At 38.6% G+C, this 15,230-nt stretch carries 15 protein-coding genes; all 15 read left to right on the top strand.

The genetic code is table 11. The features are described from left to right. Positions 1-14: 14 nt before the first annotated feature. Positions 15-1,547 carry a heme transporter CcmD gene (locus AB1I63_07570; protein MEW4354729.1) on the top strand — a complete coding sequence of 511 codons (1,533 nt, stop codon included), beginning with the start codon at positions 15-17 and terminating at the stop codon, positions 1,545-1,547. A gap of 104 nt (positions 1,548-1,651) precedes the next feature. After that, positions 1,652-3,844 (top strand): anaerobic ribonucleoside-triphosphate reductase, encoded by a 2,193-nt coding sequence (gene nrdD, locus AB1I63_07565; protein MEW4354728.1) that lies wholly within the window; start codon positions 1,652-1,654, stop codon positions 3,842-3,844. A gap of 1 nt (position 3,845) precedes the next feature. After that, complete coding sequence (locus AB1I63_07560) at positions 3,846-3,983, top strand: hypothetical protein (protein ID MEW4354727.1); 138 nt, start codon at positions 3,846-3,848, stop codon at positions 3,981-3,983. 356 nt (positions 3,984-4,339) lie between these two features. Then, a complete protein-coding gene (locus AB1I63_07555) occupies positions 4,340-4,846 on the top strand; it encodes a GNAT family N-acetyltransferase (protein MEW4354726.1) in 507 nt (168 codons plus the stop codon). Continuing rightward, positions 4,843-5,358, top strand: a complete 516-nt coding sequence (locus tag AB1I63_07550) for a GNAT family N-acetyltransferase (protein ID MEW4354725.1) — start codon at positions 4,843-4,845, stop codon at positions 5,356-5,358. Before AB1I63_07555 ends, AB1I63_07550 begins: the two co-directional genes overlap by 4 nt. Next, positions 5,355-5,951, top strand: a complete 597-nt coding sequence (gene nrdG / locus AB1I63_07545) for an anaerobic ribonucleoside-triphosphate reductase activating protein (GenBank protein ID MEW4354724.1) — start codon at positions 5,355-5,357, stop codon at positions 5,949-5,951. The genes AB1I63_07550 and nrdG overlap by 4 nt, the downstream gene beginning before the upstream one ends. Positions 5,952-6,101: 150 nt before the next feature. Beyond that, positions 6,102-7,556, top strand: a complete 1,455-nt coding sequence (locus tag AB1I63_07540; protein MEW4354723.1) for an LCP family protein — start codon at positions 6,102-6,104, stop codon at positions 7,554-7,556. A gap of 4 nt (positions 7,557-7,560) precedes the next feature. Continuing rightward, positions 7,561-8,292 carry a capsular polysaccharide biosynthesis protein Cps4B gene (gene cps4B, locus AB1I63_07535; protein ID MEW4354722.1) on the top strand — a complete coding sequence of 244 codons (732 nt, stop codon included), beginning with the start codon at positions 7,561-7,563 and terminating at the stop codon, positions 8,290-8,292. Positions 8,293-8,300: 8 nt separating this feature from the next. Further along, positions 8,301-8,999, top strand: a complete 699-nt coding sequence (locus AB1I63_07530; protein MEW4354721.1) for a Wzz/FepE/Etk N-terminal domain-containing protein — start codon at positions 8,301-8,303, stop codon at positions 8,997-8,999. Positions 9,000-9,008: 9 nt separating this feature from the next. Continuing rightward, positions 9,009-9,713, top strand: a complete 705-nt coding sequence (locus AB1I63_07525; GenBank protein ID MEW4354720.1) for a tyrosine-protein kinase — start codon at positions 9,009-9,011, stop codon at positions 9,711-9,713. Between the two features lie 9 nt (positions 9,714-9,722). After that, entirely contained in the window at positions 9,723-11,090 is a 1,368-nt protein-coding gene (locus AB1I63_07520) for a sugar transferase (protein MEW4354719.1), read from the top strand. A gap of 16 nt (positions 11,091-11,106) precedes the next feature. Then, positions 11,107-12,285 (top strand): beta 1-4 rhamnosyltransferase Cps2T, encoded by a 1,179-nt coding sequence (cps2T, locus tag AB1I63_07515; protein MEW4354718.1) that lies wholly within the window; start codon positions 11,107-11,109, stop codon positions 12,283-12,285. Then, positions 12,286-13,455, top strand: coding sequence for a glycosyltransferase family 4 protein (locus tag AB1I63_07510; protein MEW4354717.1), 1,170 nt, complete (start codon positions 12,286-12,288; stop codon positions 13,453-13,455). 24 nt (positions 13,456-13,479) lie between these two features. Further along, on the top strand, positions 13,480-14,133 hold the full coding sequence (locus AB1I63_07505; GenBank protein ID MEW4354716.1) for a DapH/DapD/GlmU-related protein: 654 nt from the start codon (positions 13,480-13,482) through the stop codon (positions 14,131-14,133). Further along, on the top strand, positions 14,126-15,115 hold the full coding sequence (locus AB1I63_07500) for an acyltransferase family protein (protein ID MEW4354715.1): 990 nt from the start codon (positions 14,126-14,128) through the stop codon (positions 15,113-15,115). Before AB1I63_07505 ends, AB1I63_07500 begins: the two co-directional genes overlap by 8 nt. Positions 15,116-15,230 lie beyond the last annotated feature (115 nt).

Here is a 15,230-nt window from a genome sequence, read left to right as displayed (position 1 = left end):
TCAAGGAGTCCTGTATGTACGATAAGAAAATCGATAGAGAAAAGCTGCTAGAAGGCATGGAGATGGAGAAGCACGAAGCGCCTAAATTCAAGGAGCCAGTAACTCCGCCCTTTTCCCTTCCTCTTTTGTGGAGTGGTTTACTTAGTGTTTTTAGTGTTGCCAATCCATTTTTGAGTTCGCTTGCGACCAATCTTCAGTCGCAAAATCTCTATGCAGGATGGGCTATGGCGCAAGGAGACGTCATGTATGGGCAGATCTATGGCACGAGTGGCTTGCTCTATTATTTACTAAATTGGCTGTCAAATCTTGCTTTTGGACCGATTGTCATGGCAGTGGTGCAGTTTATCTGTTTGTGGTTTGCAGGACGTTTTCTGTTTCAGATTGCCTACCAGCTCATGCATAAGGAGAACTTGGCAAAACAAGTTTTACATCTGTTTTATCTACTGGCTTTGGGTTTAGGTTTGGGCGGATTTTATGCAAGTTTATTTGCTTTTCCTGTCGTATTTGCAGGCATTTATTTTATCTTACGTTATGTTGCAGGAGAAGCCGAAGATAAGAGTTTTGTAGGTTTTGGAGCCTTACTTGCTGCTCTCTTTTTACTAGATCCTCTTACTGCTCTCATGTTTGCGACCTTAGCCTTTCTTGTTCTGATGGTCTACAATATCTGGAGCAAGAAATTCGCACATGGTCTTTATCAATGGTTGGCAAGCATTTTAGGCTTTTCGATTGTCTTTTATCCTTTGGGTTATATCACCGTTTTAAATGGCACATTCGGTCTTGCCATTAGTCAGATTACCTATCCTTTGGAGAGTTTGAGTGTGGGTAGTCATGTGCTTAACCATGCTCCTCTCTACCTTGGTTTGGGAATGGGGCTTGGAGTTTTTACAGCGATTGTGGGCTCTCTGTCGGGCGCAAAAAAAGAGCTAGAAATTGTTTTGCAGATTTTTTCTAGTCTTGCAGTGGTGGCTGTTCTTCTCTTTTCGCTCTTCTTGCCAGAAGATGGAGCCTATCATCTCTTACCTGTTCTTCCGTTTTTGATGGTGCTCATTGCCATTTGGCTGGGGAAAGAGGGTTATGCCAAGCGCGGACGACATAGCAGCCGTGCGGAGCAAACCCATTCTGTTTTTGGAGCTTATTTTAAGAAAAATCTCTTGTTACCAGTCCTTGCTCTCCTCTACTTGATCGTTTATCCTATTGCCAATCACTATGCTTTTCTAGTCAGTGAGGGAAAAGAACGTGCACAAGCTGCGGCTTATATTAAAGCAGAAGCCAAAAGTGGGGATCGCATCTATGCGTGGGACAAGACAGCGCATTTGTATCAGGAAAGTGGTCATTTGTCAGCAAGTGCCCTGCTAACTCCGAGCCTTTACGGAGATACAGCGGAGAATCGCTTGATTTTAGCTCAAGCAATCACGCAAAATCATCCAGTTTATATCCTTGTCCATCGTGACCTTCCTTTGTTAGCAGATGTTCAAAAAGAATTAAAAGAATCCTACCAAGAAGAGAATTTGGAGCTGGATCATTTTACTCTCTATAAACTAAAATAACAAATCAATATCTTGTGTTTGAAATATAATTTTTCTAATTTTAACACAAGATGTTGATTTTTTTGTTGAGAGTGTTATAATGGAGGAGTAGATTGGAGGAGCAAATGGTTTCCTTAAATAAAGAAAGAATAGGAATGGTAGAGACCATGCTCGTTTTAAAACGAGACGGACGGATGGTTGCTTTTGATGCGGATAAGATTTTAGCGGCTCTTGGTCGGGCGAACGCCGAGCTAGAGCATCCTTGCTCGGAAGCTGCACTCCGACAGGTGATAGAGGCTGTATTGCTAGAGATTGGTCGTAGGTTTCATCAGGATATTCAGATTTATGAAATTCAGACCATTTTGGAGCAGGAATTGCTCAAATCTCACCTGTATGAATTAGCAGAAGTTTATATCCAGTATCGGACCAAGCGAGATTTTGAGCGCCACCAGGCTATGGACATCAACTTTACCATTGAGAAGCTCTTGACAAAAGATCAGACAGTGGTCAACGAAAATGCCAACAAGGATAGTGATGTCTTTAACACCCAACGTGATTTGACAGCAGGAATTGTCGGAAAGTCAATCGGGCTCAAGCTCTTGCCATCTCATGTAGCGAATGCCCACCAAAAGGGAGACATTCATTTTCATGATTTGGATTATAGCCCTTATACGCCCATGACCAACTGTTGTTTGATTGATTTCAAAGGGATGCTTGCCAATGGTTTCAAGATTGGCAATGCCGAGGTAGAAAGTCCCAAGTCGATTCAGACAGCGACAGCGCAGATTTCGCAAATTATTGCCAATGTTGCTTCAAGCCAATATGGTGGCTGTACGGCAGACCGGGTGGATGAATTGCTGGCTCCCTATGCAGAATTGAATTACCAAAAGCATTTGAAGGATGCAAGCCAGTGGGTTTTGCCTGAAAAACAGGAAGACTATGCGCGTGAAAAGACAAAAAAAGACATCTATGATGCCATGCAGTCCTTGGAATATGAGATCAACACCTTGTTTACCTCAAATGGGCAGACGCCTTTTACCTCTTTGGGATTTGGTCTAGGGACTTCTTGGTTTGAACGTGAAATTCAAAAAGCGATTTTGCGGATTCGGATTAAGGGCTTGGGTAGTGAAGAGCGGACAGCGATTTTCCCTAAGTTGATTTTCACCTTGAAACGTGGGCACAACCTGGAAGAAGGAAGTCCCAACTATGACATCAAGCTGTTGGCCTTGGAATGCGCGACTAAGAGAATGTATCCGGATGTCTTGTCCTATGACAAAATTATTGACTTGACAGGATCGTTCAAGGCGCCCATGGGTTGTCGCTCCTTCTTACAAGGATGGGTCGATGAACAGGGCGAAGAAGTCAATTCTGGTCGGATGAATCTTGGAGTCGTGACCCTCAATCTTCCTCGGATTGCTATGGAATCTGGCGGTGACATACTCAAGTTTTGGGATATTTTTGAGGAGCGGATGGGGATTGTCAAAGACGCTCTGGTCTACCGTATGCACCGAGTCATGGAGGCGAAACCAGCTAATGCTCCTATTCTTTACCAGTACGGAGCTTTTGGAAATCGGTTAGGGAAGAACGATGAGGTGGGACAACTCTTCACCAACCGCCGAGCAACGATTTCTCTAGGTTACATCGGTTTATATGAGGTTGCGACTGTCTTTTATGGAAGCGATTGGGAGACAAATCCAGCTGCCAAGGGATTTACCCTCGACATTATTCGGGTCATGAAAGAGCAGGTGGGTGCGTGGTCGGATGAGTACGATGTGCATTTTTCGATTTACTCAACGCCGTCTGAGAGTTTGACAGATCGCTTCTGTCGACTTGACCGAGAAAAATTTGGTTTGGTCAAGGACATTACGGATAAGGAATATTACACCAATTCCTTCCATTATGATGTGCGGAAAAATCCAACGCCGTTTGAAAAGCTAGAATTTGAAAAGGATTATCCAGAGGCGGGGGCAACAGGTGGCTTTATCCACTATTGCGAATACCCTGTCTTGCAGCAGAATCCCAGGGCCTTGGAGGCTGTTTGGGACTTTGCCTATGACCGTGTGGGTTATTTGGGGACCAATACACCGATTGATCGCTGTTATGAATGCCATTTTGAGGGGGACTTTACACCGACTGAGCGGGGCTTTAAGTGTCCAAATTGTGGCAATACAGACCCGAAAACGGTCGATGTGGTCAAGCGGACCTGTGGCTACTTAGGCAATCCGCAGGCGAGACCTATGGTCAATGGCCGTCACAAGGAAATAGCCGCGCGTGTCAAACACATGAACGGCTCAACGATAAAGATAAAAGGAGATTAAGATGGGAAAATACCAACTAGACGATAAAGGAAAAGCACTTGTCGAGCGCTATCACGAAAAGCATTCCAAGGGCGGGATGAATAAAAAAGATAAGATTGCCCAGTTGCGGGAACAATTTTTGAAAAAACAAGGGAAATAATGATGGGAGTGGGACAAAAATCGTGATTTCGAAGAAATCGATTTTGTCAATTTCGCTTTCTCATTTCTAGGCTCAAGTATTAACAGTCCACTGGACTGTTAATACCCCGCAAGTTGACTAGCTCACACAATTGAGAATTGTGAGAGGTTGGAAATAGGACTAGCGACGTTAGTTTCCTACGTATAGATTGTTGATTTATCAGCATTCTACAAGCCATACAAGCTTCGCTTTTCAGTTTTTAGGCTCAGGTATCAATAGTTACTTCACTGACTATTGATATACGTCAAACTGTTAAATCTATAAAAGAAGCGAGGCTGGACACTATTGTCCCAGCCTCGTATCGTAAGGAGGAGTCGATGAAACTAAGAAGACTAACGCTAGCAGATAAAGCGGCTATTGTAGAGATGATAGGGGAATTTCGTAGTGTGAATAGTCCTACGGATGGCTTTTTTGGCGGAGAGGATTTCGACTATGAAAACTGGTTAGAAAGCAATGCTGCTACGGAAATTGGGCTGGGTCTTCCTACTGGCTTTGTGCCCTATATCCAGGACGTCTTTTTTGACAATAGCAACCGAGCGTTGGGCTTTTTGAATCTTCGTTTGCGGTTAAATGACAAACTACTACAACACGGCGGTCACATCGGCTACAGCATTCGCCCTAGCGAGCGTGGGAAGGGGTATGCCAAGGAGCAGTTGCGCTTAGGGTTGCTAGAAGCGCGGTCCAAAAACATCTCTCGCGTACTTGTGACCTGTCATGTGGATAATGAAGCCAGTCGCCGTACGATTTTGTCGCAAGGTGGGCAGTTGGAAAATCGGGTTGGGGAGACTGAGCGCTATTGGATTAACCTAGAAAGGGTGAAATGATGAAATTACGACGTCCAAGTTTACAAGATAAGGCAGCATTTTTGGAAATGCTAGCAGAGATTGACCAAGATGGTTCACGTATGAGCAGCGGCAATATCTATGCTTGGCAGAAGGCGGGTGGTGATTTTGATATGTGGCTCAGCTTGATTCAGCAACAGGAGACAAGAGACATATTAGGTAGTGGACTTGGTCCCTTTTCCATGTACTTATCTTATGAAGGAAATCGTTTAATTGGATTACTCGCTCTTCGGACAACAGATACTTCTGCTGTTCTAGGTGAATACGGTCACATCGGCTATTGTATTCGTCCTAGCGAGCGAGGGAAGGACTATGCCAAGGAGCAGTTGCGCCTAGGTTTGCTAGAAGCCAAGTCCAAAAATATCTCTCGCGTGCTTGTAACCTGTCATGTGGATAATGAAGCCAGTCGCCGTACGATTGTCTCACAAGGTGGGCGGTTGGAAAATCTGGTTGAGGAGACTGAGCGGTATTGGATTCATCTGGAGGAGTTATGAACAATCCCAAGCCACAAGAGTGGAAAAGTGAAGAATTGAGTCAGGGACGGATTATTGATTACAAGGCCTTTAACTTTGTGGACGGAGAAGGGGTGAGGAACTCCCTCTATGTTGCAGGCTGTATGTTTCATTGTGAAGGTTGCTACAATGTTGCCACCTGGTCTTTTAAGGCAGGGATTCCCTATACTCAGGAGCTGGAAGAACAAATCATGCAAGATTTGGCGCAGCCCTATGTGCAGGGCTTGACCCTGCTAGGTGGTGAGCCCTTTTTGAATACAGGGATCCTCCTTCCCTTGGTCAAGCGGATTCGCAGAGAGCTGCCTGAGAAGGATATTTGGTCTTGGACAGGGTACACTTGGGAAGAAATGATGCTAGAGACGCCTGATAAGATGGAATTGCTACGTCATATTGATATTTTGGTGGACGGGCGATATGACCGTACCAAACGTAATCTTATGTTGCAGTTTCGTGGCTCAAGCAATCAGCGCATTATTGATGTGCAGAAATCGCTAGCGAAAAACCAAGTCGTCATTTGGGAAAAATTACAAGATGGTAGAATTCAATATGAACAAATTGAGAGAGGTGATAAGTAGGCTGATAAAACCTACTTTTTTGCTAAAAAAATGAAAAAATATATTTAAACCGCTACCAATTCTATTCTAGAACTATTTTAACTTGACATAGCCTCGTTAAGGGAGTAGAATAAAATTGATACATTTTGTACAAAAAAGGATAAGGGAGTTATGAGTAGTAAAAGAAGGATGAGACTATCACGAAAGTCGAGACATTATCGGATTGTAAATAGTGCTTTATTGACCCTTTTAGTGGCCATGGCTGGCTGGCTCATTTTTGTAATGTTCCGCTATCAATTATTAGCGTTTCGGTACATTAATGTGATACTCACAGGATTAGCAATAGTCTTGGCTATGTTGTTTCTTGTCTTGATTTTACACAATAAATGGCGATTGTTTACAACGATTAGTCTGTTGGTGTTAATTATGGCAAATGCAGGCTCTATCTATGCAGTGAAGTCTGTTCTTGATTTGTCTCAAGGATTGCAGAATAATGCAGACTATTCTGAGTATGAGATGAGCATTGTTGTGCCAGCAGATAGTGAGATTACAGACATCAGCCAAGTGACTGGTGTTCTTGCACCAACAGGCAATGATAGTGACAATATCACCAAGCTCATGGATAACCTAGCTCAAATGAAGCAGATTAACCCTACGATTGATGCAGCGCCGTCTTACTTAGCAGCTTATGATAGCTTGACGAAAGGCGAAGCCAAGGCGATGGTGTTAAACAGTGTCTTTGAAAATATTATCGAAGGGGACTATCCAGACTACGCTTCTAAAATTAAGAAACTTTATACCTATACAATTACGAAAAAAGTGGAAGCAGCACCAACTCAGGCAGAAGGAGATGTCTTTAACATCTACGTCAGTGGGATTGACACCTATGGTCCAATTTCATCGGTTTCACGCTCAGACGTTAATATCATCATGACCGTCAATCGTAAGACCAAGAAAGTTCTCTTAACGACCACACCAAGAGATGCTTATGTGCCGATTGCAGATGGTGGAAATAATCAAAATGATAAATTGACCCATGCAGGGATTTATGGCGTTGACGCTTCGATCCATACCCTTGAAAATCTTTATGGTATCAAGATGAACTACTATGTCCGCCTTAACTTTACCTCTTTCTTAAAATTGATTGACTTGGTGGGTGGGGTAGATGTCTATAATGACCAAGAATTTACAAGTCTACATGGGAAATACCATTTTGGAGTTGGAGAAGTTCATCTAAATTCTGATCAAGCACTCGGTTTTGTCCGTGAGCGTTATTCGCTTCAAGGTGGTGACAATGACCGTGGGAAAAACCAAGAAAAAGTCATCGCAGCTTTGATTAAAAAGCTAACTTCTACAAATGCTCTTCGCAACTACCAAGGCATTCTTTCCGGTTTGGAGGATTCAGTTCAGACCAATATGAGTTTTGAGACGATGGTGAGCCTTATCAACGCCCAGCTTGAATCAGGCCAAAGCTACACGGTAGACTCACAAGCTCTCACAGGTCAAGGGACCATGGGATTACCATCTTATGCGATGCCAGGAGCCAATCTCTATGTCATGGAAGTCAACCAAGACAGCTTAGCAGCCACAAAAGCCGCTATTCAAGACGTCATGGAAGGAAAGTAAGCAGATGATTGATATTCATTCTCATATCGTGTTTGATGTTGATGACGGCCCTAAAACGCAGGCAGAAACTCGAGCTTTATTAGAAGAAAGTTACCGCCAAGGAGTTCGGACCATTGTTTCGACCTCTCACCGCAGAAAAGGTATGTTTGAAACGCCTGAAGAGAAAATTGCGGCGAATTTTACACAAGTGAAAGAAATCGCAAAAGAGGTTGCAGATGATTTGACCATTCTCTACGGGGCAGAAATTTACTATACCAGTGATGTCCTTGAAAAATTGGAGCAAAAACGGATCCCAACGCTTGCCCAAACAGGTTATGCTCTCATTGAGTTTAGTATGAGTACCCCTTATAAGGAAATTCATACAGCACTTGGGAAAATTCAGCGTTTAGGAATCACACCTGTTGTTGCTCATATCGAACGCTATCATTGTTTAGAAAATGACGTGAAAAAAGTCAGAGATTTGATCAATATGGGTTGCTATATGCAGATTAACAGCTCAAGCGTCTTAAAACCAAAATTATTTGGGGATAAATATAAATTTATGAAAAAACGAGCTCAATTTTTCCTAGAGCATGATTTGGTTCATTTTGTAGCCAGTGACATGCATAATTTGGATAATCGCCCTCCTTATATGGAGGAAGCTTATCAGATTATTTCCAAAAAATACGGACAAGCCTATGCTCGTAAACTATTTAAAGAAAACCAAGAACTGCTTTTAGCAGATGAAATTATTTAGGAGAAACTATGAATAACCAAGCAAATCAAACCGTTGAAATTGATGTTCTTTCATTGATTAAAACCCTTTGGAAACGAAAATTTCTGATTGTCGTTACAGCTTTCTTAGTGGCTGTTCTCGCTTTAGGATACAGTATGTTTGTGGCAAAGCCAAAATACGATAGTACAACTCGTATCTATGTGGTCAATCGCCAGCAAAATGAAGGCAATACCCTTACTAACCAAGACCTTCAGGCAGGTGCTTACCTCGTAAAAGACTACAAGGAAATCATCTTGTCACAAGACGTTCTTAGCCGTGTAGCAGAAGAATTGCAATTAAAGTCAGGTTCAGGAGACTTGGCGAAAAAAATTAAAGTTGCAGTACCAACTGATACACGTATCGTATCAATTACAGTATCTGATGACAGCCCAGAAGAAGCAGCTCATATCGCTAATACCCTTCGTCAAGCAGCAGCAGAAAAAATCATTGATACAACTAAGGTATCAGATGTAACCACACTAGAGGAAGCATCAGTGCCGACAGCTCCATCTTCACCAAATATCAAACGAAATGTGATTCTTGGCTTTTTAGCAGGTGGTGTGGTGATGTCTCTCGTCGTTTTAGTGGTTGAAATCCTAGATGACCGTGTGAAGAAACCAGAAGATATTGAAGAAGTGATGGGCTTGACACTCCTAGGTGTTGTGCCAGATATTGAGAAAGTGAAATAGGGGAAGATTATGCCGACATTAGAATTAACGAAAGCAAAATTAGAATCACAAAAAAAAGTAGAAGAGTATTACAATGCTCTGAGGACCAATATCCAGCTGAGTGGTGAAAATATCAAAACCATTGCGTTGACCTCTGTGCAACCAGGAGAAGGAAAGTCAACAACCTCTATGAATCTAGCGATTTCCTTTGCGCGTGCGGGTTATCGTACCCTTTTAGTGGATGCAGATATTCGGAATTCTGTGATGCTAGGCGGGGTGCTAAAGACACGCTCAAGTATTACAGGTTTGACAGATTATTTATCTGGAAATGCTGATTTGTCAAACGGCTTGTGTGATACCAACGTGGACAATCTCTTTGTCATTGACTCAGGTCAGAATTCTCCAAATCCGACAGGATTGCTACAAAGTAAGAACTTTGTGACCATGATTGAAGTTTTGGAACAGCATTATGACTACATCATTATTGACACCCCACCAGTTGGTTTGGTGATTGATGCGGTCATCATTGCTCAAAAATGTGATGCAAGTCTTCTTGTGACCCAAGCAGGAAGCATCAAGAGAAAAGCAGTCCAAAAAGCTGTGGAGCAGTTGGAAGCTACTGGCACACCTTTCCTTGGTGTTGTGTTGAATAAATACGATTTACAAATTGATAAATATGGTTCGTATGGTGCCTATGGCAATTATGGGAATTACGGGAAGAATAAGAAAAAGTAGGAGGTATTTATGGAGGATAGGAGAGCCTTTCAGCAATTAGCGTTTGTTTTGATTCAGTTGATGGTTGTCTTACTTATTGCGAGTTGTATTAGTACTGTTTCATATACAGATTTGACACGCAGTGGTGTTATCATTCTATCCTTTTTACATATCGTTGTTTTTTACCTGAGTAATTACAGTGAAAAACTCCTGCAAAGAGGGTATTTAGTAGAGTTGACACAAACCTTGAAATATAGCGTTTGCTACACGGTTCTTATCACTTTTGCGTCGTTTATGCTGAAGGATAATTTTTCAATCTCACGCCGTGGTGTCATCTATTTTATACTAGTCAATGCTGTGTGTATATATATTCTTAATACCTTAATAAAGCATTATTATCATTATCTTTATCCAAGATTGAAAAATAGCCGCAAAATTTTGGTAGTGACGGTTTTAGATCGAGCAGATCGTACATTAGAGCGCTTGGAACAATCTACTAATTTTAATGATAACGTTGTAGCAATATCAACCATAGATAGTATTGCGTATAGAAGTGCAGATGTTACGTTTGTCGTAAAAGATCAATTGATTTCTTATGCAACAAAATCAGTGGTGGATGAGGTGTTAATTAATCTTCCTAGCGAGTATCCGATTAGAGATTACATTACCCAGTTTGAAAATATGGGAATCGATGTGAATGTCGTGTTGAATGCCTTTGATTTTAATGCTGGTGAGAAAAAATTACGCGAAATAGGAGATTTTAACGTAGTTACCTTTTCGACGAATTTCTACAAGCATAGCCATATTTTAGCAAAGCGTATTCTGGATATATTGGGAAGTCTAGTTGGTCTTTTATTGTGTGGCATTGTTGCTATTTTCCTTGTTCCGAAAATTCGCCAAGATGGCGGTCCTGCTCTATTTAAACAAAAACGTGTCGGAAAGAATGGACGGATATTTGATTTTTATAAATTCCGCTCCATGTCTATGGACGCAGAAGAACGTAAAAAAGAGCTCATGGCACAAAACACGATAACAGGTGGAATGTTTAAGATGGATGATGATCCTCGGATTACTCCTATTGGTCATTTCATTAGAAAGACAAGCTTGGATGAATTACCCCAGTTTTATAATGTTTTAAAAGGGGATATGAGTTTAGTCGGCACACGTCCGCCAACCAAGGATGAATATGATCAATACACACCAGAACAGAAACGCCGTTTGAGTTTTAAACCAGGGATTACAGGCCTTTGGCAGGTAAGTGGGCGTAGTGAGATTACAGATTTTGATGAAGTAGTGAAGCTAGACTTGGAGTACATTGACGGCTGGACTATCTGGTCAGATATCAAGATATTACTAAAAACACTCAAGGTAGTGTTGATGAAAGATGGAGCGAAATAGGATTTCAAATACAAATATGAAACAATCTGTTTATATTATAGGCTCAAAAGGAATTCCAGCTAAATATGGTGGGTTTGAGACTTTTGTGGAAAAATTAACTGAATATCAAAAAGCATCAAATGTGAAATATTATGTCGCTTGTACACGAGAAAATTCTCTAAAATCGAATATTTCTGAGGATGTTTTTGAACATAATGGAGCAACTTGTTTTAGTATTGATGTTCCTAATATTGGTCCAGCTAAAGCGATAATTTATGATTTGTTGGCTTTGAAAAAAGCTATTCAAATGGCTAAAGAACATCATGATAAAAATCCTATTTTTTACATACTTGCTTGTCGCATAGGTCCATTCATTTCTTATTTTAAAAAGAAAATTCATAAAATAGGAGGACAGTTATTTGTAAATCCTGACGGTCATGAATGGCTAAGAGAAAAATGGTCTCGTCCTGTGCGTCAGTATTGGAAAATATCTGAAAGTCTAATGGTAAAACATGCGGATTTAGTGATCTGTGATAGTAAGAATATTGAACAATATATTCAGCAAGATTACGCCAAGTACTCTCCCAAAACGACTTACATTGCTTATGGAACCGATTTATCAAAGTCAAATCTGACTTCAGAATCTCAAGAAGTTCAGGAATGGTTTGCTTCTAAATCAATTCAAGAAAATGGATATTATTTAGTAGTAGGACGTTTTGTACCTGAAAATAACTATGAATCCATGTTGCATGAGTTCATGAAATCAAACTCAAGTAAGGATTTTGTACTGATTACCAATGTTGAAAAAAATGCTTTTTATGAAAAATTAAAAGCAGAAACCGGTTTTGATAAAGATCCTAGGGTGAAGTTTGTTGGAACTGTTTATGATCAAGAATTATTGAAGTATATTCGGGAGAACGCCTTTGCTTATTTCCATGGTCATGAGGTAGGAGGAACCAATCCATCTTTGCTAGAGGCTTTATCATCAACTAAAATAAATTTGCTTCTTGATGTTGGCTTCAACCGTGAAGTTGGAGAGAACGGAGCGATTTATTGGAGGAAAGATAATCTTCATCAGGTGATTGATGAGAGTGAAAAATTGTCTGAGGTGGAGATTCAGCAAATGGATAATTTATCAACTGAACAAGTGAAGCAGCGCTTTACTTGGGATTTTATTGTTGATGAGTATGAGGCTTTATTTGAAAGTTGTGAATAAATGAAAAAAATTTTGTATCTCCATGCGGGTTCAGAAATGTACGGAGCAGATAAAGTCCTTTTGGAACTGATAAAGGGGTTAGATAAATCTGAATTTGAACCTCATGTTATTTTACCAAATGATGGTATTTTAGTAGAAGAATTGAAAAATATAGGCGTGAAAGTAGCAGTTTTAGATTATCCTATTCTTCGAAGAAAGTATTTTAATCCTAAAGGTATTTTGGAATATATAAAAAATTATGCTAAATTTTCTAAAGTATTGCTAACTTATGTCAAAAAAGAAGAAATTAATCTAATTCACAATAACACAACAGCAGTTTTAGAGGGCATATATTTAAAAAATAAGGCAAAAATTCCTTTGATTTGGCATGTCCATGAAATTATTGTAAGACCAAAATTTATAACTGATTTTATTAATTTTTTATTAGGATGTTACGCAACAAAAATTATTACAGTCTCAGAGGCTGTAGCTAAACATATAAAAAAATCAAAATTTGTTTCTGAAGACAAGGTAAATATTATCTATAATGGTGTAGATAATAGAGTATATTATCCTTATTCTGATAAAGAAAAGTTAGAACTCAAAAAAGAAAATAATATTTCTTCTGATTCTCTAGTGGTGGGTATGATTGGACGTGTAAATTCTTGGAAAGGTCAGAATGATTTTTTAGATGCTACTGTTCCACTTTTGGAAGAGAATCCTAATTTAGTTTTGATGCTAGTGGGTGGAGTCTTTGAAGGTGAAGAATGGAGAATGAGAGAATTGAAAGAAAGAATTTCACAACTTCCTTGTTCTGAACGAATTATAATCAAAGATTTTCAGAAGAGTACGACAAAGTTATATAATCTTTATGATATCTTCATATTGCCGAGTACTAATCCCGATCCATTACCTACAGTTGTTTTAGAAGCGATGGCCTGTGGCAAGCCAATTCTTGCTTATCGTCATGGAGGTGTTTGCGAAATGGTGGAAGAGGATAAGAATGGTTTGCTGTCGGAGCCAAATATACCAAAAGGTTTGACTAATAATATTTCTTACCTTCTTCAAAATAAGGAGAAGAGAGAAGAATTTGGAAAGCACTCTATTCAAAGGCAGCGTGATTATTTTTCATTAGAAAGTTATATCTCTAATTTTAGTAATTTATATAGAGATTTATTATCAGATAAGTAAAAAGAAAGTATTAAGAGACTGTATATGGATTCTAGAATTTCAAGAAAAGATAAAATGATAATTTACATGATGGCGGGAGTAAAAGCTTTAAGAGGAATATATATAAAAATATTCTTGAAAAAATCAACAGGAATCCTTTTTGTAGGTAAGGATGTTAGTTTAACTCATGCTTCGCATATTTCTTGTGGTAAAAATGTAAAGTTTGAAGATTATTCAGAGATTCATGGATTATGTTCAGATGGTCTAATATTTAGTGATAATGTAACAATTGGTAGAGGGACTAAAATTAGACCATCTAGTTATTATGGAGTTGATTTAGGTTCGGGATTGATTATTGGAGAGAATTCTTCCATAGGTCCGGAAGGCTATGTAGGGTGTTCGGGTAAGATTATTATAGGAAAAAATGTAATGTTTGGTCCTAAGTGTAGTCTATTTGCAGAAAATCATAATTTTTCTGAGAGTGAAAAAAGTATAAAAGAACAAGGTGTATCACAACAAGGTATCATTGTTGAAGATAATTGTTGGATTGGTAGTAATTGTATTATTCTAGATGGTGTTACTATTGGTAGTGGAAGTGTTATAGGCGCAGGAACATTAGTTAGTAGAGATGTCCCGAGGAATAGCCTAATAATTGACAAGCGAAATAAAAAAGAGAAACAAAGGATTTTAAATGTCTAATAATAGATTGTTTTCATTAGAAGATACATTTATTTTGAAAGGTGCTGCTATATTTTTAATATTTTGTCAACATATTGGACAAGCTTATAATATAAGCATTTTGAATCCTTTGGGACCAGTAGGGGTTTGTTTATTTTTATTTCTTTCTGCGTATGGTTTGAGCTATTCTTATGATCATAAAGGGAGCCAATATTATTTTCTTAATAAAATTGTTAAAGTATATATCCCTTATATACTCATAGTATGTATATATGTGATATGGAATTTTTTTCTTGATAAAATGACAGATATGGAGACTTTCTTGAATTATTTAATGCTAATACAACTTCCGCAAGCATCGTATTGGTATCTAATTCTTATGTTCTGGTGGTATTTAGTTTTTTACTTTTATATTTGTATTTTAGAAAAAACAAAGGATAAATATTACATTCCAAAATATATCGATTATTTAATATGTATTGTATTATCACTAGTGATTTCTTTTTTGATGAATATGGACAGATTATTTATTTGGCAAATATTTTCTTTTCCGCTAGGAATAGTTGCATATAATTTTGAAAAACAGGGTAAAGTAACCCTGATTGTTGATAGAATTAGAAAAAAAAGTTTATCAGTCTTACTTGTGTCAGTTTCTATTTGTCTAATTATTTTAAAAAGAACTTCATATATTCAGAGACATGAATTAGGTTTTGCTGATACTATTATTCAAATTATATTAACTCTTGTTTTATCCTCTTTAGTAATTGTTTTTGAAAAAAATTTAAAAGGTTTTCAAGTATTATCAAAATTAAAGATTATTTTTTTTAGAATAGGTATAATCTCTTATGAGATTTATTTATCTCATGCTTTGTTATTAGATTCTTTAAAAAAACATCGAATAAATTTTCTTCAATATATTTTTGCTGTCTTAGTTGTAATTTTTTTATTAAATAAAGTTACTGACTTTCTAAAGCAAAAATTATATGCACCATACAAAATTTGATTTTATATCATATCACATATGGCTGATATAAATGATTAAGAAGCTTGTTATAAATAAGTGTATGGAACGAATATACTCTTATAAAAACGCAAACATAAAGAAACTCATATTTATA

The organism is Streptococcus pneumoniae (assembly GCA_040719455.1).
Classification (GTDB): Bacteria; Bacillota; Bacilli; order Lactobacillales; family Streptococcaceae; genus Streptococcus; species Streptococcus pneumoniae_G.
Note: the sequence above shows the minus strand (reverse complement) of the source record. Positions and strands in the feature narration are given on the sequence as shown.

Excerpts from the sequence above, each read along its gene's own strand:
- AB1I63_07570 (MEW4354729.1), top strand. The coding sequence starts at position 15 with ATGTACGATAAGAAAATCGATAGAGAAAAGCTGCTAGAAGGCATGGAG.
- nrdD (MEW4354728.1), top strand. The coding sequence starts at position 1,652 with ATGGTTTCCTTAAATAAAGAAAGAATAGGAATGGTAGAGACCATGCTC.
- AB1I63_07560 (MEW4354727.1), top strand. The coding sequence starts at position 3,846 with ATGGGAAAATACCAACTAGACGATAAAGGAAAAGCACTTGTCGAGCGC.
- AB1I63_07555 (MEW4354726.1), top strand. The coding sequence starts at position 4,340 with ATGAAACTAAGAAGACTAACGCTAGCAGATAAAGCGGCTATTGTAGAG.
- AB1I63_07550 (MEW4354725.1), top strand. The coding sequence starts at position 4,843 with ATGATGAAATTACGACGTCCAAGTTTACAAGATAAGGCAGCATTTTTG.
- nrdG (MEW4354724.1), top strand. The coding sequence starts at position 5,355 with ATGAACAATCCCAAGCCACAAGAGTGGAAAAGTGAAGAATTGAGTCAG.
- AB1I63_07540 (MEW4354723.1), top strand. The coding sequence starts at position 6,102 with ATGAGTAGTAAAAGAAGGATGAGACTATCACGAAAGTCGAGACATTAT.
- cps4B (MEW4354722.1), top strand. The coding sequence starts at position 7,561 with ATGATTGATATTCATTCTCATATCGTGTTTGATGTTGATGACGGCCCT.
- AB1I63_07530 (MEW4354721.1), top strand. The coding sequence starts at position 8,301 with ATGAATAACCAAGCAAATCAAACCGTTGAAATTGATGTTCTTTCATTG.
- AB1I63_07525 (MEW4354720.1), top strand. The coding sequence starts at position 9,009 with ATGCCGACATTAGAATTAACGAAAGCAAAATTAGAATCACAAAAAAAA.
- AB1I63_07520 (MEW4354719.1), top strand. The coding sequence starts at position 9,723 with ATGGAGGATAGGAGAGCCTTTCAGCAATTAGCGTTTGTTTTGATTCAG.
- cps2T (MEW4354718.1), top strand. The coding sequence starts at position 11,107 with ATGAAACAATCTGTTTATATTATAGGCTCAAAAGGAATTCCAGCTAAA.
- AB1I63_07510 (MEW4354717.1), top strand. The coding sequence starts at position 12,286 with ATGAAAAAAATTTTGTATCTCCATGCGGGTTCAGAAATGTACGGAGCA.
- AB1I63_07505 (MEW4354716.1), top strand. The coding sequence starts at position 13,480 with ATGGATTCTAGAATTTCAAGAAAAGATAAAATGATAATTTACATGATG.
- AB1I63_07500 (MEW4354715.1), top strand. The coding sequence starts at position 14,126 with ATGTCTAATAATAGATTGTTTTCATTAGAAGATACATTTATTTTGAAA.